Source organism: Pseudomonas entomophila (assembly GCF_029478665.1).
Lineage (GTDB): Bacteria > Pseudomonadota > Gammaproteobacteria > Pseudomonadales > Pseudomonadaceae > Aquipseudomonas > Aquipseudomonas entomophila_F.
The window spans coordinates 68,022-85,290 of sequence record NZ_JARPQB010000005.1 but is presented as its reverse complement, the minus strand read 5'-3'; the positions used below and the strand labels follow the sequence as shown (position 1 = coordinate 85,290).

The 17,269-nt window shown below is 63.9% G+C and carries 14 protein-coding genes; 4 read left to right on the top strand and 10 right to left on the bottom strand.

Translation table 11 applies throughout. The features are described 5' to 3' along the window. Positions 1 to 174: 174 nt before the first annotated feature. On the top strand, positions 175 to 1,095 hold the full coding sequence (locus P5705_RS04270) for a GlxA family transcriptional regulator (protein ID WP_213661241.1): 921 nt from the start codon (positions 175 to 177) through the stop codon (positions 1,093 to 1,095). Between the two features lie 131 nt (positions 1,096 to 1,226). On the opposite strand, the gene zapE is transcribed toward P5705_RS04270, so the two are convergent. The 3 genes from zapE to P5705_RS04255 all read right to left on the bottom strand — a co-directional run bounded on the left by zapE (position 1,227) and on the right by P5705_RS04255 (position 4,558). Further along, positions 1,227 to 2,321 carry a cell division protein ZapE gene (gene zapE / locus P5705_RS04265; protein WP_277459713.1) on the bottom strand — a complete coding sequence of 365 codons (1,095 nt, stop codon included), beginning with the start codon at positions 2,319 to 2,321 and terminating at the stop codon, positions 1,227 to 1,229. 226 nt (positions 2,322 to 2,547) lie between these two features. After that, positions 2,548 to 3,897 (bottom strand): tryptophan--tRNA ligase, encoded by a 1,350-nt coding sequence (locus P5705_RS04260; RefSeq protein WP_277459712.1) that lies wholly within the window; start codon positions 3,895 to 3,897, stop codon positions 2,548 to 2,550. Positions 3,898 to 3,922: 25 nt separating this feature from the next. Continuing rightward, positions 3,923 to 4,558: an alpha/beta hydrolase gene (locus P5705_RS04255; RefSeq protein ID WP_277459711.1), complete on the bottom strand. Its 636-nt coding sequence runs from the start codon at positions 4,556 to 4,558 to the stop codon at positions 3,923 to 3,925. Positions 4,559 to 4,693: 135 nt separating this feature from the next. Between P5705_RS04255 and P5705_RS04250 the strand changes: the two genes are divergently transcribed. After that, complete coding sequence (locus P5705_RS04250) at positions 4,694 to 5,131, top strand: YhcB family protein (protein WP_277459710.1); 438 nt, start codon at positions 4,694 to 4,696, stop codon at positions 5,129 to 5,131. Positions 5,132 to 5,288: 157 nt separating this feature from the next. Here P5705_RS04250 and mdeB read toward each other — a convergent pair whose 3' ends face one another. Together mdeB and P5705_RS04240 are read right to left on the bottom strand one after the other, a co-directional pair. Beyond that, entirely contained in the window at positions 5,289 to 7,979 is a 2,691-nt protein-coding gene (gene mdeB / locus P5705_RS04245) for an alpha-ketoglutarate dehydrogenase (RefSeq protein ID WP_277459709.1), read from the bottom strand. A gap of 24 nt (positions 7,980 to 8,003) precedes the next feature. Beyond that, positions 8,004 to 9,200: a methionine gamma-lyase gene (locus tag P5705_RS04240; protein WP_277459708.1), complete on the bottom strand. Its 1,197-nt coding sequence runs from the start codon at positions 9,198 to 9,200 to the stop codon at positions 8,004 to 8,006. Between the two features lie 127 nt (positions 9,201 to 9,327). Between P5705_RS04240 and P5705_RS04235 the strand changes: the two genes are divergently transcribed. Next, positions 9,328 to 9,807 carry an Lrp/AsnC family transcriptional regulator gene (locus tag P5705_RS04235; protein WP_213658235.1) on the top strand — a complete coding sequence of 160 codons (480 nt, stop codon included), beginning with the start codon at positions 9,328 to 9,330 and terminating at the stop codon, positions 9,805 to 9,807. A gap of 192 nt (positions 9,808 to 9,999) precedes the next feature. Here P5705_RS04235 and cysN read toward each other — a convergent pair whose 3' ends face one another. From cysN to P5705_RS04220, 3 genes are all read right to left on the bottom strand, one after another. Then, a complete protein-coding gene (gene cysN, locus P5705_RS04230) occupies positions 10,000 to 11,901 on the bottom strand; it encodes a sulfate adenylyltransferase subunit CysN (protein ID WP_277459707.1) in 1,902 nt (633 codons plus the stop codon). 16 nt (positions 11,902 to 11,917) lie between these two features. Continuing rightward, a complete protein-coding gene (cysD, locus tag P5705_RS04225; protein ID WP_038707406.1) occupies positions 11,918 to 12,835 on the bottom strand; it encodes a sulfate adenylyltransferase subunit CysD in 918 nt (305 codons plus the stop codon). A 228-nt stretch (positions 12,836 to 13,063) separates the two neighbouring features. After that, entirely contained in the window at positions 13,064 to 13,822 is a 759-nt protein-coding gene (locus P5705_RS04220) for a Nif3-like dinuclear metal center hexameric protein (protein WP_277459706.1), read from the bottom strand. Between the two features lie 280 nt (positions 13,823 to 14,102). On the opposite strand from P5705_RS04220, the gene algW reads away from it, so the two are divergent. Continuing rightward, on the top strand, positions 14,103 to 15,263 hold the full coding sequence (gene algW, locus P5705_RS04215; protein WP_248917341.1) for a Do family serine endopeptidase AlgW: 1,161 nt from the start codon (positions 14,103 to 14,105) through the stop codon (positions 15,261 to 15,263). 123 nt (positions 15,264 to 15,386) lie between these two features. On the opposite strand, the gene P5705_RS04210 is transcribed toward algW, so the two are convergent. Both P5705_RS04210 and P5705_RS04205 read right to left on the bottom strand, forming a co-directional pair. Further along, positions 15,387 to 16,151 (bottom strand): amino acid ABC transporter ATP-binding protein, encoded by a 765-nt coding sequence (locus P5705_RS04210; protein WP_011535571.1) that lies wholly within the window; start codon positions 16,149 to 16,151, stop codon positions 15,387 to 15,389. 10 nt (positions 16,152 to 16,161) lie between these two features. After that, positions 16,162 to 17,259, bottom strand: coding sequence for an amino acid ABC transporter permease (locus tag P5705_RS04205; RefSeq protein WP_277459705.1), 1,098 nt, complete (start codon positions 17,257 to 17,259; stop codon positions 16,162 to 16,164). Positions 17,260 to 17,269: the final 10 nt, after the last annotated feature.

Genomic DNA, 17,269 nt, shown 5'->3' with positions numbered 1-17,269 from the left:
AAAAGTACACCGCAGTGCATCGGGGTAGACACAATCGCCAAAAAATAAGACGATCCAGCCGGTGATTGACCACTCTACCCTATAAGAACAATGACAATGATGTTTACCCAACCCTCCGCGTCGCTGCGGCGCGTCAGCATCCTGGCCATTGATAAAGTGTTCGCTTCGACACTGATGCAGGCCAAGGACTTCTTCCACCTCGCCAGCCTGCGCTACAGCAAGCAGCTGGGCCTGGGCCTGCAGCCGATGTTCGAAATCGGCCTGGTGAGCCCCGACGGCCTGCCCGTGGACAGCTTCAGCAATGTGCAACTGCCGGTCGACAGTGGCCTGAACGACGCCGATGTGATCATCCTCCCGGCCTTCTGGGACGACTTCGACAATCTGCTGCAACGCTATCCCCAGGTACTGCCCTGGCTGCGCGCCCAGCACGCCCGTGGCGCGGTGCTGTGCGCCGAGGCCAGCGGGGTATTCTGGCTGGCGGAATCCGGCCTGCTCGATGGCAAGGAGGCGACCACCTACTGGCGCTTCTTCAGCAACTTCGCCGAGCGCTACCCGAAGATCCGCCTGAACCAGGACAAGCACCTCACCGACGCCGACAACCTCTATTGCGCCGGCGGCACCACCTCAGCCTGCGACCTGTACATCTACCTGATCGAGCGCTTCTGCGGCGCCAACGTGGCCCGCGCCGTGGCCCGCGACATCCTCTACGAAGTACAGCGCAGCTATACGCCGGGGCGCATGGGTTTCGGTGGCCAGAAGCTGCACCAGGACCTGATCATCCTGCAGATCCAGCACTGGCTCGAAGAGCACTTCGCCGACAAGTTCCGTTTCGAGGACGTGGCCCGCAACCACGGCATGAGCATCCGCAATTTCATGCGCCGCTTCCAGGGCGCCACCGGCGACAAGCCGCTGCATTACCTGCAGCGCCTGCGCATCGAAACCGCCAAAGGCCTGCTGTCGAGCACGCGCAAGAGCATCAAGACCATCAGCTACGAGGTGGGCTACGACGACGCGAGCTTCTTTGCCAGGCTGTTCCGCCAGCACACGGAGCTGTCGCCGAACCAGTATCGGCAGCAGTTCATGCAGGAAGCCTGAGATGCGTCACCGCACAAACCAGTAGGAGCCAGCCTTGCTGGCGAACCAGGCGCCGCGGTGCATGGCACCGGCTGCGCCGTCGTTCGCCGGCAAAGCCGGCTCCTACGACAATCGCGTCAGTTTTCGAAAACTTACGGCTTGTGCGCCCGCGACAGGAACTCGTGGGACTGCATCTCCAGCAGGCGGCTGAGCGTGCGCTGGAACTCGAAGCTCAGGCGTCCACCGGTGTACAAGTCCTTCAGTTCCACTTCCGCCGAGATGATCAGCTTCACGTTACGGTCGTAGAACTCGTCGACCATGTTGATGAAGCGGCGGGCGATGTCATCGGTGGTCACGCCCATCTGCTCGACGTTGCTCAGCAGCACGGCGTGGAAGATCTTGCCCAGTTCGATGTAGTCGTTCTGGCTGCGAGGGCCGTCGCACAAGGCGCGGAAGTCGAACCAGGCCACGTCGTCGCAGGTGCGCAGGGCGTGGATCTCACGGTTCTCGATCATCAGCACGTCGTTCTCGACGGCCTGGGTGCACTCGGGCGTCAGCGCCTTGAAGCTGGCGCGCAGGCTCTCGTGGGCGGCGGCGTCGAGCGGGAAGTGGAACAACTCGGCCTGTTCCAGGTGGCGCAGGCGGTAGTCGACACCGCTGTCGACGTTCACCACGTCGGTGTACTGCTTGATCATGGCGATGGCCGGCAGGAAGCGCGCACGTTGCAGGCCATCCTTGTACAGGCCGTCCGGCACGATGTTGGAGGTCGCCACCAGCGATACGCCGTTCTTGAACAGCTCTTCCATCAGGGTGCCGAGGATCATCGCATCGGTGATGTCGGAAACGAAGAACTCGTCGAAGCAGATCACCTTGGCTTCTTCGCTGAAGCGCTTGGCGATGATGGTCAGCGGGTTCTTCTCGCCCTTGAGGGTCTTCATCTCTTCGTGCACACGCTTCATGAAGCGGTGGAAGTGCGTGCGCATCTTCTGCTTGAACGGCAGCGCTTCATAGAAGGTGTCGACCAGGTAGGTCTTGCCTCGCCCTACCCCACCCCAGAAGTACAGGCCCTTGACCGGCGTCTGTTCCTTCTTGCCGAACAACTTGCCGAACATGCCCGGCTTGTTGTTCTGCGCGTGCACCAGGTCGTCGTACAGGCGCTGCAGGTGACGCACCGCAGTTTCCTGCGCCGCGTCATGGAAGAAGTCGGGACGTTTCAGATCTGCTTGATAGCGTTCTAGGGGAGTCATGATTTCGTTAGCGAGGCAACAAAAAACGGGCCGTCACTGTAGCGACCGGCCCGCCTGATGGCAATCATACATATGACCATCCGTGTGTCGATGGTCGGCTTGCACAAACCCAAGGGTTTGCCTCGGACCGTAGGAGCCAGCCTTGCTGGCGAAACAGGCACCGCGAATGCCTGGCACCGGCGAAGCCGGTGTTCGCCAGCAAGGCTGGCTCCTACAAGACCGCGCTTCAGGCCTGCTGTGGTGCCAGGGCCTCACGCAGGGTAGCAATAGCCCCATCACGGGCTTCGGCATTGTCGAACTGCGGGCCCACGGCCACCGGCTCGTCGTCCAGCCACAGGCTGAAGCCCAGGCCCTCGACACGCACGTCGGCCTCGCCCCCCTGTTGCAGCTGCTTGCTCACGGCGCCGGCGCTCTTGCCATCGGCAAAGCTGCGCGAAAGCAGCAGTTGCTCGCCGTCGGCGGCCAGCAGGCGGAAGCGGAAGCTGCCGTCTTCGTCACGGAAGCTGACGAAGCGGGCGCTCTTGGTGGCCTTCTTCTTCACTTCGGTGGCGGCTTGCACGGTGGTACGGAACGAACGCAGGCCAACCGCCTCTCGCAGTTGCTCGAGGAACGGCGTGGCGGTCTTGCGGGCCTTGGCGGCGCCGGCCAGGAGGATGTCCTCCAGATCCGACGGGCGCGAAATCAGCTGGTGATAGTGCTCGCGCTTCTCGGCCAGCTGGCCGTCGAGCAGTTGGAACAGGCGCTGCTTGGCCTCGCCCCAGCCCAGGCCCTGCATCAGCTCTTCACGGAACTCGGCGCACTGCGCGGGCGTCGAGAAGGCCTGGAACAGGGTGAACAGGTGCGCGTTGTCCGGGTCCTTCGCCTCGCCCGGCGCCTTGGAGTCGGTGACGATGCGCGAGATGGCGTCCTTCATGTCCTTGGCGCTGGTGAACAGCGGGATGGTGTTGTCGTAGCTCTTGGACATCTTGCGCCCGTCCAGGCCCGGCAGGGTGGCCACGCTCTCCTCGATCACCGCTTCCGGCAGGGCGAAGAAGTCCTTGCCCTGGCCGAACAGGTGGTTGAAACGCTGGCCGATGTCGCGGGCCATTTCCACGTGCTGGATCTGGTCACGGCCGACCGGCACCTTGTTGGCGTTGAACATCAGGATGTCGGCAGCCATCAGCACCGGGTAGCTGAACAGGCCCATGGTCACGCCGGCGTCCGGGTCTTCGCCGGCCTCGACGTTCTTGTCCACCGAAGCCTTGTAGGCGTGGGCGCGGTTGAGCAGGCCCTTGGCGGCGACGCAGGTCAGCAGCCAGGTAAGCTCAGGGATCTCGGGGATATCCGACTGGCGGTAGAAGGTGACCTTGTCCGGGTCCAGGCCACCGGCCAGCCAGGTGGCGGCGATTTCCAGGCGCGAGCGCTGGATGCGCAGCGGGTCGTCGCACTTGATCAGGGCGTGGTAGTCGGCCAGGAAGTAGAACGAGTCGGCACCGGGCTGCTGGCTGGCGAGAATGGCCGGGCGGATGGCGCCGGCGTAGTTGCCCAGGTGCGGGGTGCCGGTGGTGGTGATACCGGTGAGGATGCGCGTGGTCATGGGTGTTCGCTTATTCAGGCTTGGCTCAATTCGAAAGGCGCGGCAGCAGCAGATCCTTCAGATCGGTCAGCTTGCCATGGAAGAAGTGTCCGCATTCTGCCACTTTCAGCAGCTCATGGGGGCGCGACAGGGCATCGGACCAGTCGTATACCAACTGCGGGTCGACGACCTCGTCGGTATCTGGCTGCACAATGGTCAGGGGCGCACGCTCGGGCAGCGGGAACTGCTGCGTCAGGCGCATCACCGCCGGGGCGATCATGAACAGGTGCTGCAGCTCGACGCCTTCGGCCTCCAGGCGACCGGCCAGGCTGGTGGCGACGAAGCCACCGAAGGAGAAGCCCATCAGCACCAGCGGCAGCTCGGGATGCTGCTCACGCAGCCAGGCAGCGACCGCCTCGGCGTCAGCTACCTCGCCCGCGCCCATGTCGTGGCTGCCGGCGCTCTGGCCGACGCCGCGGTAATTGAAACGCAAGGTCACATAACCCGCATCGCGGGCCGTGCGCTGCAGGGTCGAGACCACCTTGTTGAGCATGGTGCCGCCCTGGACCGGGTTGGGGTGGCAGATCAGCACCGCGCCACGTGCATCGGCCACGTCCAGGTACAAGGCTTCCAGCTGGCCGCAGGGGCCATCGATGAACAAGGGTGTTTCGCGGATAAGCAAGGCACTACTCCGTGACCTCGAGGAGGGTCGACTCGTCTAGCTGAGGAATTCTGTTCTGATTTGCGATCGCTCGCGGTATACAGCGCAGGTCTGAGCCGTTAACGTAAAGCAAAGCCGTTTATAGAGGAAGGACTCGTGGAACACTCGCTCCTTGTTTGGTTGCTGCCGACCCTGGCCCTGGCTGTCGGCGTCGTCGTCGGTTTCGCGCTGGCCCGCCTGCTGCCCAATGCGGCACCGAGCAACACCCAACGCCAGCTGGATGACATCCAGCAGCGATTCGACAATTACCAGAACGAGGTGGTCACCCACTTCAACAGCACCGCGTCGCTGGTACAGAAGCTCACGCAGAGCTACCAGGACGTGCAGGATCACCTGGCTGACGGCGCCAACCGCCTGGCGCTCGACGATCTGACTCGCCAACGCCTGCTGGCCGCGCTGCATTCGGAAGCGGCGCAAGCGCCGCGTGATCGCCTGACGCCGCCGAAGGATACCGCCGAAGTGCCGCGTGACTACGCACCGAAGGCACCGAACTCGCCGGGCATGCTCGATGAGAGCTATGGCCTCAAGCGCTGATTCGATGACATGAACAAGGCCTCGCAAGAGGCCTTTTTTTGTACCGCAGTCTGGACCGTAGGAGCCAGCCTTGCTGGCGAAGCAGGCAACGCGGTACCGACAAGCAAGGCTGCGCCTTGCGTTCGCCGGCAAGCCGGCTCCTGCAGGTGTTGCGTAGTCAGCGATACCAAGGTGCGGCATCATCCGTGATCGAATAGCGCGCCCTGGCGTGAGCCACCACCTGCTCGGGCAACTGCCCCTGGCGAACCAGGCTGTACAACGCCGCCATCACCACCGCGTAACGGTCCACCTCGAAGAAGCGCCGCAGTTGCTGCCGCGTATCGCTGCGCCCGAAGCCATCGGTGCCCAGGGTGATGTAGGGGGCGTCGACATACTCGGCAATCAACTGCGGCCAGGCACGCACATAGTCGCTGGCGGCGATCACCGGTGCATCCCCCGCCAGGCAGCGCCGCAGATGACTGTCCTCCTCTCCCCCGGACATCGCATGCCTGCGGGCATTGCGCGCCTCACGCGCCAGTTCGCTGAAGCTGGTGACACTGAACACTTCACTGTCGACCTGCCATTCGGTCGCCAGCAACTCGCTGGCAGCGATCACTTCACGCAGGATCGCGCCCGAACCCAGCAATCGCACCTGCCCACGGGACTTGAGAGCCTGCTGTACGACATAACGGTACATACCTAGTAGCACATCGCCATGCATCGCCTCTGGCAGCGAAGGTTGTGGATAGTTTTCATTCATCACCGCCACGTAATGGAACTCGTCACGTTGCTCCACCAGCATGCGCCGCGCCGCATGGTCGAGAATCACCGCCAGCTCACCGGCGAAACACGGATCCCAGGCCCGGCAATTGGGCACCATGGCGGCCATGACCAGGCTGGAGCCATCCTGGTGCTGCAACCCTTCCCCGCCGAGTGTGGTGCGCCCAGCGGTGGCGCCCAGCAACAGGCCGCGGGCGCGCTGGTCGGCGGCGGCCCAGATCAGGTCGCCAACGCGCTGGAAACCGAACATCGAGTAATAGATGTACACCGGCAGCATTGGCTCGCCGTGTACCGCGTAGGACGTCGCCGCCGCGACCCAGGACGAGATCGCCCCGGCCTCGGTGATGCCTTCCTCCAGCAACTGGCCGTCGCGGGCCTCCTTGTAGGCCAGCAATGAACCGGCATCCTCGGGCTCGTATCGTTGACCGGCCGGCGAGTAGATACCGATCTGGCGGAACAGGCTGGCCATGCCGAAGGTGCGCGCCTCGTCAGCGACGATCGGCACCACTCGCGATCCCAGCCCCGGTGCCTTCAGCCAGTGGCCCAGCAAGCGCACGGCGGCCATGGTCGTGGACATTTCCTTGCCGTCTGCATGCAGGGCAAAGCCGGCGAACGCCTCAAGGTCCGGCACCGGCAAGCTGGCGCAGTCGCCGTGCCTGAGCGGTAGCGGTCCACCCAACGCGGCGCGGCGCTGACGCAGATAGACCATTTCCGCGCTGTCCTCGGCAGGACGATAAAACTGCAACTGTTCGACCGCCTCGTCGGACAAGGGCAGGTGGAAGCGATCACGGAATGCCAGCAGCGCTTGCACATCCAGCTTCTTGGCCTGGTGCGCGGTCATCCGCGACTCGCCCGCGCTGCTCATGCCATAACCTTTCTTGGTCTTGGCCAGGATTACCGTCGGCCGGCCCTTGCAGGCCCTGGCCGCGGCATAGGCCGCATGCAGCTTGCGAAAATCGTGACCGCCGCGCTTGAGGGCGTTGATCTCCTCGGTGCTCATGTGCGCGACCAGGCGCTGTAGCGCAGGGTCCTGGTTGAAGAAGTGCTCCAGGTTGTAGCTGCCATCCTTGGCACCGAGGGTCTGGAACTGCCCGTCGGGTGTCGCCGCCAGCTGGCGCAACAGCGCGTGCTCGTGGTCACGGGCGAACAACGCATCCCACTCCGAGCCCCATAGCACCTTGATCACGTTCCAGCCGGCGCCGCTGAACAGTGCTTCGAGTTCCTGGATGATCTGGCCGTTGCCGCGTACCGGGCCATCCAGGCGCTGCAGGTTGCAGTTGACGATGAAGGTGAGGTTGTCCAGGCCTTCACGGGCGGCCAGGGTAAGGCCGGCGGTCGATTCCGGCTCGTCCATCTCACCGTCGCCGAACACGCCCCAGACATGTCGATCCGATGTGTCGAGCAGCCCACGATGCCGCAGGTAGCGCATGAAGCGGGCCTGGTAGATCGCATTGAGCGGGCCGATCCCCATGGAGCCGGTAGGGAACTGCCAGAAGTCGGGCATCAACCAAGGGTGCGGGTAGGAGCACAGGCCATTGCCTGCAACCTCCTGCCGGTAGTTGGCCAGTTGCTGCTCAGTGAGCCGCCCTTCAAGAAAAGCGCGAGCGTAAATGCCCGGCGCCGAGTGCGGCTGGAAGAACACCAGGTCGCCCGTGCGCCGCTCGCCGCCGCTTTCGCCACGGAAAAAATGCTGGAAGCCCACCTCGAAGATCTCCGCCGCCGAGGCGTAGCTGGCGATATGCCCGCCCAGCTCGCCATAGGCATGGTTGGCCCGCACCACCATGGCCAGGGCATTCCAGCGCAGGATGCCGGTGATGCGCTCGTCCAGTTCGAGGTCACCGGGGTAGGCACCCTGCTGCTCCACCGGCAAGGTGTTGCGGTACGCGGAAAATGCCTGGGCCTCGCGCTCCAGGCCAAGCTCCAGGGCATGGGCCTGCAGTCGCTGCAACAAATAGCGCGCCCGCGCCGGGCCGCAATGGGCCAGGGTGGATTCCAGGGCCTGGCACCACTCGGCGGTTTCCAGCGGGTCGCTGTCCAGGTTCACATCATGAGCGCTCAACGGCTCGTTCGGGTTCATCATTGCAACCATTGCGCAGGCCTCGTCCGTGGCGGTTCAGGCACAAGCCTTCAGGGCCTGGTCGATGTCGGCCAGCAGGTCGTCGACATCCTCGAGGCCCACCGACAACCGCACCAATCCCTCCGAGATGCCATGGTGCGCGCGCTCCTGCGGCGTGTAGCTGGAGTGGGTCATGCTCGCCGGGTGCTGGGCCAGTGACTCGGCGTCGCCCAGGCTCACCGCCCGGCTGAACAGCTGCAGGGCATTCATGAAGCGCCGACCCGCCTCGATGCCACCCTTGAGCTCGAAGGCGATCATCCCGCCCGGCAGGCGCATCTGCCGCTGGGCCAGGGCGTACTGGGCGAAGGATGGCAGCCCCGGATAGTTGATCAGTTCCACCTGCGGTTGCCGCGCCAGGTGCTCGGCCACCTGTTGCGCATTGGCGCAATGGCGGTCCATGCGCAGGGCCAGGGTCTTGATGCCACGCATCAGCAGCGACGCGTCGTGGGGCGAGAGCACCGCGCCAGTCATGTCCTTGAGGCCTTCCAGGCGGATCCGGTCGATCAACGCCTTGCGCCCGACGACCAGCCCGGCGGTGATGTCACCATGCCCGGAGAGGTACTTGGTGGCCGAGTGCACGACCAGGTCGGCGCCCAGCTCCAGTGGCCGCTGCAGATAGGGCGTGCAGTAAGTATTGTCGACCACGATGTTCAGGTCATGGCCACGCGTCGCGTCGGCCACGGCGGCGATGTCCACCAGTTGCATGTTGGGGTTGGCCGGGGTTTCGAAGTAGATCATCCGGGTTTTCGGAGTGATCGCGGCTTTCAGCGCCTGCAGGTCGTTGAGGTCGACATGCTGGATCTTTACCCCGAACTCGCCGATGCCATGGTGCAGGTAGGCGAAGGTGCAACCATACAAGGTGCGCCCGACGATCAGTTCATCGCCCGGGCGCAGCAGGGTCCATAACGTGGAGGTGATGGCGCCCATGCCCGAGGCCAGGGCCAGCCCGGCCTCTCCCCCTTCGAGCGCAGCCATGCGCTGCTCAAGCAAGGCCAGCGTGGGGTTGGAGATGCGGCTGTAGAAGTGCCCGCCTTGTTCACCGGCAAAGCAGGCGGCGCCGTACTCGACGGTGGGGAATGCATAGGTGGCGGTCTGGTAGACGGGTGGCACCAGGGCGCCGCCATGGGACAGCGGGTCATAGCCATGGTGGATGGCCCGCGTGGAAAAACCGGTGTTGTTATTGGAGTCGCGCATGGCAACAGCCTCTTGTGGTTTGTTATAAGCTTATGCCACTGGGCTGGCGCAATTTTTCCAAAGTAGCCCACCGTTCCCTGTGGTTTTTGAAAGAAAAACAATAAAAATCGAACCAGGAGGGCAAACCATGCCTTCGACCCTAGACCGTACCGACCGCGCCCTGCTGGCCGCCCTGCAGGACAACGCCCGCCTCACCGTTTCCGAACTCGCCGACCAGGTCGCCCTGACCACTTCGCCCTGCTGGCGACGGGTCAAGCTGCTGGAGGACAACGGCTATATCACCGGCTACCAGGCCATCCTCTCGCCCAAGTCGCTAGGCTTTGGGGTGACCGCTTTCGTCAGCATCATGATGGACTCGCACACCAAGGAGATGGCCCTGGCGTTCGAGCGCCGGTTGATGGAGATCCCCGAGATCGTCGCTTGCCACAATGTGTCCGGGCGCTATGACTTCCTGCTGGAGATTCTGGCGCGGGACCTGGAGTCGTTTGGTGAATTCACCCGGGAGGTGCTGCAGCGATTGCCTGGGGTGAAGGAGATCTACTCGAGTTTTTCGTACAAGGCGGTCAAGGAGCGGCGGGTGATTCCGGTGTCCGAGAAACATATCTAGCGTTTTGGGGGCGCCCTGCGCCCCTTTCGCGGCACAAGGCCGCTCCTACAGGAACAGCACGATCCCTGTAGGAGCGGCCTTGTGCCGCGAAAGGGCTGCAAAGCAGCCCCGGATCTCGCAAACAACGCATTTCCTGGCCCGGGCCAAATAAAAAACCCCGCCGAGGCGGGGTTTTTCACATCAGGCCAGCGATCAAATCGCACCGCGCTGGCGCAGCACATCCAGCACCAACTTCACGCCCTCATCAACACTCAGCGACTGGGTATCGATCACCAGGTCGGCGTCCAGCGGCACATCGAACGGGAAGCTCTCGCCCGGGATGTTGTCGCCACCGGCAGCGTACAAGCCCTGTGGGTCGCGCTCGCGGCAGGCCAGCGGCGATGCCTGGACGTACACGGTGATCAGACGTTCCTTGCCGATCAGCGCCTTGGCCTGTTCGCGGCCTTCGGCGTCCGGGGCGACGAAGGCGGCCAGGGTAAGCAGGCCGGCTTCGTTGAACTGACGCGCCACATGAGCGGCACGGCGCCAGTTCTCGGTGCGCCCGGCGCGGTCCTGCGGCAGGCCCTTGTTCAGGTCGTGGCGCAGGTTCTGGCCGTCGAGCACGTAGACCGCGCGGCCCATGTCGAACAGCTTGCGCTCCACGGCATAGGCCAAGGTGCTCTTGCCGGCGCCGGACAGGCCGCTGAACAGCACCGTGGCCGGCTGCTGGCCGAAGCGCAGGGCGCGCTCTTCGGTGGCGACGTGGGCCAGCTTGCCATGCTGGCCGGAGCTGCCGTGCGGCAGCACCGGCGGCGCGATGATCATGCCGGCACCCACGGTGCCGTTGGTCAGGCGATCGATGACGATGAACGCGCCAGTGGTGCGGTTGCTGTCGTAACCGTCCAGGGCGATGGCGCTGTCCAGCGCGACCTTGACCCGGCCGATCTCGTTGAGCTGCAACGCGCTGGCGGCGCCCTGCTCGAGGGTGTTCACATCCACTTTGTGGGTGATGCTGGCGATCGAGCCCGGCACATAGCTGGTGGCGCGCTTGATGTCGTACTTCTTGCCCGGGAGCATCGGCTCCTCGGCCATCCACACCAGCATGGCGTCGAACTGGTCGGTCACCGCCGGGACGTTGTCGGCATGCACCAGCAGGTCGCCACGGGAGATGTCGATCTCGTCTTCCATGGTCAGCGTGATCGCCTGGCCAGGGCCGGCGCTCTCCAGCTCACCTTCGTAGGTGACGATGGACTTGACCCGGCTGCTCTTGCCCGACGGCAGCACGACGATCTCGTCGCCCTTGTGCACCACGCCACCGGCGATGGTGCCGGCGAAGCCGCGGAAGTTCAGGTTCGGGCGGTTGACGTACTGCACCGGGAAGCGCAGGTCGGTGACGTTGCGGTCGGCGGCGATCTCGACGGTTTCGAGGATCTCCATCAACGCAGGGCCCGTGTACCACGGCGAACGCTCGCTGCGGTTGACCACGTTGTCGCCCTTGAGCGCCGACATGGGCACGAAGTGCAGGCTCGATGGCTTGAGGTTGATGCCCTCGGCGAACTTCAGGTAGTCGGCCTTGATCGACTCGAAGACCTGCTCGTCGAAGCCCTTGAGGTCCATCTTGTTGACCGCGACGACGATGTGCTTGATGCCCAGCAACGAGGCGATGTAGCTGTGCCGGCGGGTTTGCGTCTGCACACCATAGCGGGCATCGACCAGGATGATCGCCAGGTCGCAGGTCGAGGCGCCGGTGGCCATGTTGCGGGTGTACTGCTCGTGGCCCGGGGTGTCGGCGATGATGAACTTGCGCTTGGCGGTGGAGAAGTAGCGGTAGGCGACATCGATGGTGATGCCCTGCTCGCGCTCGGCCTGCAGGCCGTCGACCAGCAACGCCAGGTCGACCTCTTCGCCGGTGGTGCCAGACTTCTTCGAATCGCGGGTGATGGCCTCGAGGTGGTCCTCGTAGATCATCTTCGAGTCGTGCAGCAGGCGCCCGATCAGGGTGCTCTTGCCGTCGTCCACGTTGCCGCAGGTGAGGAAACGCAGCAGTTCTTTGCGCTCATGCTGAGCCAGATAAGCGAGGATGTCTTCGCTGATCAAATCGGATTGGTGCGACATGGAGTAACCCTGAAAATTAGAAGTAGCCCTGACGTTTCTTGTCTTCCATGGAACCGGCGCCATCGTGGTCGATGACTCGGCCCTGGCGCTCGGAAGTGCGCGTCAGGAGCATTTCCTGAATGATGTCGGTCAGCGTCTCGGCTTCCGACTCGACCGCCCCCGTCAACGGGTAGCAGCCGAGGGTACGGAAACGCACCTTCTTCTTGACGATGCGCGCTTTCTCTTCCTCGGAGAGGTGCTCGAGGATGCGCTCGTCGTCGATCATGATCAGGGTGCCGTTCTTCTCGATCACTTCACGCTCGGCAGCGAAGTACAGCGGCACGATCGGGATGCCTTCGAGGTAGATGTACTGCCAGATGTCCAGCTCGGTCCAGTTCGACAGCGGGAACACGCGGATCGACTCGCCCTTGTTGACCTTGCCGTTGTAGATGTTCCACAGCTCCGGGCGCTGGTTCTTCGGGTCCCAGCGGTGCTTGCTGTCACGGAACGAGTAGACGCGCTCTTTCGCCCGCGACTTCTCTTCGTCGCGGCGCGCGCCACCGAAGGCGGCGTCGAAGCCATGCTTGTCCAGTGCCTGCTTCAGGCCCTGGGTCTTCATGATGTCGGTGTGCTTGGAGCTGCCATGGGTGAACGGGTTGATACCCTGCGCCACCCCTTCCGGGTTGACGTGGGTGATCAGCTCCAGGCCCATCTCTTCGACCATCTTGTCGCGGAAGCGGTACATCTCCTGGAACTTCCACTGGGTGTCGACGTGCATCACCGGGAACGGCAGCTTGCCCGGGAAGAACGCCTTGCGCGCCAGGTGCAGCATGACCGCGGAATCCTTGCCGATCGAGTACAGCATCACCGGGTTGTCGAACTCGGCGGCCACCTCGCGGATGATGTGGATGCTCTCCGCCTCCAGCTGTTTCAAGTGCGTCAGATTGTCGACCATGGCTACTCACGAAAAACGATCTTATGGACGGCCTGCGGGCCGTGTTCGAGCGAGCCACTTTATCACAGCGCCTGATTCTATTTAGGAGGCTGCCTAGATCGAAACAATCTAACCATATGACTGGGGGTTTGGCCGTTCACGCACGCTTTTGCAGGCGCCAGCCTTGCTGGCGAATGACGGCCGGTTCGCCAGCAAGGCTGGCTCCTACAGGGTGTTGTGGCGGCGGCTTCAGATCGGGTTCGGGCAATCGATGAACAGGTGCTCTACCGCGAACCGACGCGCCAGGTAATCGCCCAGCGCCTGCACGCCATAGCGCTCGGTGGCGTGGTGCCCGGCGGCGATGAAGCTGATGCCGTTTTCGCGGGCACTGTGGAAGGTCTGCTCGGACGCCTCGCCACTGATGAACAGGTCGACGCCTGCGGCGATGGCGGTGTCGATATAGCCCTGCCCGCCTCCGGTGCACCAACCCACCCGGCGAATCATCCGCTCGCCGTCGACCACCAGCGGCTCACGCCCGAGGGCCTCCTGCACGCGACGGGCGAAGTCGCGCGCCGACAGTGGTTCTGCCAACGAACCGACCAAGCCCACCACCTTGGGGTTGTTCGGGTCCAGCGGCCCCTCGACGGTGATGTCCAGCTGGCGCGCCAGTTGCACGTTGTTGCCCACTTCAGGGTGCACGTCCAGCGGCAGGTGGTAGGCCAGCAGGCTGATGTCGTGCTTGAGCAGGGTCTTCAGGCGGCGTTGCTTGATACCGGTGATGCACGGGTTCTCACCCTTCCAGAAGTAGCCGTGGTGCACCAGCACCAGGTCGGCGCCGGCCTCGACCGCGGCGTCCAGCAGCGCCTGGCTGGCGGTGACGCCACTGACGATGCGGCTGACCTGTGGCCGGCCCTCGACTTGCAGGCCATTGGGGCAGTAGTCCTGGATCTTCGCGCTGGCGAGATAGCGCTCGGCTTCCTCGACCAGGGTATTGAGGGCGACGGCCATGAAAAATCTCCTCGGATTCGGCGTTGCGGCTGGGCGCGAGGCCCTATAATGGCCGCCATTATGGGCCGTCGCCGGCTTCGGGGAAACCGGCGGCAGTTGCCTGGGGATCCAAGCCATCGCGAGGCAAGCCCGCTCCCACGCCACCTCATCACACAGAGGGAGCGGGCTTGCCCCGCGATCGAGGAGAGCCGTCGCCGATCGACATTTTCAGGTGTATGATCGCGCGCGCTCGCCCCGGGCCGTACTGACATGGCCCCCGCCCTACTCCCAGGATTCATTCATGCTCAAGGCTCTGCGTTACTTCGGCTGGCCCCTGCTCACCGGTGTGCTGATCGCCCTGCTGATCATCCAGCGCTTCCCGCAATGGGTCGGCCTGCCCAGCCAGGACGTCAACCTGCAGCAGGCGCCGCAGACCTCGCGGATCATGCAGGGCCCGGTCTCCTATGCCGACGCCGTGACCCTCGCCGCCCCGGCAGTGGTCAACCTGTACACCACAAAAGTGGTGAACAAGAGCGCCCACCCGCTGTTCGAGGACCCGCAGTTCCGCCGTTTCTTCGGCGACAACCTGCCCAAGCAGCGCCGCTGGGAGTCGAGCCTGGGTTCGGCGGTGATCATGAGCCCGGAGGGTTACCTGCTGACCAACAACCACGTCACCAGCGGCGCCGACCAGATCGTCGTGGCGCTCAAGGACGGCCGCGAAACCTTGGCGCGGGTGATCGGCAGCGACCCGGAAACCGACCTGGCGGTACTGAAGATCGACCTGAAGAACCTGCCGGCGATCACCATCGGCCGCTCCGACAGCATCCATATCGGTGATGTCTGCCTGGCCATCGGCAACCCGTTCGGTGTCGGCCAGACCGTGACCATGGGCATCATCAGCGCCACCGGCCGCAACCAGCTGGGCCTGAACAACTACGAGGACTTCATCCAGACCGACGCGGCGATCAACCCGGGCAACTCCGGTGGCGCGCTGGTGGACGCCAATGGCAACCTGGTGGGTATCAATACGGCGATCTTCTCCAAGTCCGGTGGTTCACAGGGCATCGGCTTCGCCATCCCGATCAAGCTGGCGCTGGAAGTGATGAAGTCGATCGTCGAGCATGGCCAGGTGATCCGTGGCTGGCTGGGCATCGAAGTGCAGCCGCTGAGCCAGGAACTGGCGGAGTCGTTCGGCATGCAGGGCCACCCGGGCATCGTCGTGGCCGGGATCTTCCGCGACGGGCCGGCGGCGCGCGCGGGGCTGCAATTGGGTGATGTGATCCTGAGTATCAATGGCGAGCCGGCCGGCGACGGGCGCAAGTCGATGAACCAGGTGGCGCGGATCAAGCCCAACGAGAAGATCACCATCGAGGTGGTGCGTAACGGGCAACAGCTGAAGCTGGTCGCCGAAGTGGGGCTGCGGCCGCCACCGGCGCCGGTGACCACCAAAGAAGACAATTGATCGTGCTTTATTGGGGCTGCCGCGCAGCCCTTTCGCGGCACAAGGCCGCTCCTACAAGGATCGCGCTGTTCCTGTAGGAGCGGCCTTGCGCCGCGAAAGGGCCGCAAAGCGGCCCCTTGTGCATCAATGCAGGATCTGGCTCAGGAACAGCTTGGTCCGATCACTGCGCGGCCGGTCGAAGAAGTCATCCGGCGCGGCCTGCTCGACGATCTCGCCCTTGTCCATGAAGATCACCCGGTTCGCCACGGTGCGGGCAAAGCCCATTTCGTGGGTCACGCAGAGCATGGTCATGCCGTCCTCGGCCAGGCTGACCATGGTGTCGAGCACCTCCTTGACCATTTCCGGGTCCAGCGCCGACGTGGGTTCGTCGAACAGCATGATCTTCGGTTTCATGCACAGTGCGCGGGCGATCGCCACGCGCTGCTGCTGACCACCGGACAACTGCCCCGGGTACTTGTGCGCCTGCTCCGGAATGCGCACGCGCTCGAGAAAGTGCATGGCGATTTCCTCGGCCTTGCGCCGCGGCATCTTGCGTACCCACATGGGTGCCAGGGTGCAGTTCTCGAGGATGGAGAGGTGCGGGAACAGGTTGAAGTGCTGGAACACCATGCCCACCTCGCGGCGGATCGCCTCGATCTGCTTGAGGTCGTTGGTCAGCTCCACGCCATCGACGACGATGCGCCCCTGCTGGTGCTCCTCAAGACGGTTGAGGCAACGGATGGTGGTCGACTTGCCCGAGCCGGACGGCCCGCACAACACGATACGCTCACCCTGACGCACGTTCAGGTTGATGTCCTTGAGCACATGGAACTGGCCATACCACTTGTTCACGCCCTGCATCTGGATGATGCCTTCGGGACCGGCAGGCTGCTTGATCGCTTCACTCATTTCGAAACTCCTAACGCTTGTGGCCAGTGTCCAGCTTGCGCTCCAGGTGCATGGAGTAGCGGGACATACCGAAACAGAAAATCCAGAACACCAGGGCGGCGAACACGTAGCCCTCGGTCGCCATGCCCAGCCAGGTCGGGTCGGCCGCGGCCTGCTTGACGCTGTTGAGCAGGTCGAACAGGCCGATGATGATCACCAGGCTTGTGTCCTTGAACAGGGCGATGAAGGTGTTGACGATGCCGGGGATCACCAGCTTGAGCGCCTGCGGCAGGATCACCAGGCCCATCGCCCGCCAGTAGCCCAGGCCCATGGCCGCGGCGGCTTCGTACTGGCCCTTGGGGATGGCCTGCAGGCCGCCGCGCACCACCTCGGCGATGTACGCCGACTGGAACAGGATCACGCCGATCATTGCCCGCAGCAGCTTGTCGAAGCTCATGCCCTCGGGCAGGAACAGCGGCAGCATCACCGACGACATGAACAGCACGGTGATCAACGGCACGCCGCGCCAGAACTCGATGAAGGTGACGCAGACCACCTTCACCGCCGGCATGTTCGAACGCCGCCCCAGCGCCAGCAGGATGCCCAGCGGCAGCGCGCCGACGATGCCGACGGTGGCGATCACCAGGGTGAGCATCAGGCCACCCCACTGGCTGGTCTGGACCGTGGCCAGGCCCAGGAAGCCGCCGTGCAGCAGGGTGTAGGCGAGCACCGGGTACAGGACCAGGAAGCCCAGGCCATACACGGCCTTGCGCGGGAAGCGCTTGATGAACAGCGGCGCGGCGCCGAGCACGGCGAGCCACACGGTCAGGTCGACGCGCCAGCGCAGTTCCGTCGGGTAGTAGCCATACATGAACTGGCCAAAGCGCTGCTGGATGAACACCCAGCAGGCGCCGTCCTTGGTGCAGTCGGCGCGGGTGGTGCCGACCCAGTTGGCGTCGATGAATGCCCACTGCAGCAGCGGTGGCACGATCAGCCACACCAGGTACAGGGCGAACAAGGTCAGTAGTGTGTTGAGCCAGCTGGAAAACAGGTTGGCCCGCATCCAGGCGAGCACGCCAACGGTCTTCACCGGTGGCGGCATGTCGGGTTTGAAAACATGGGCTGTCACGGAAGTACCC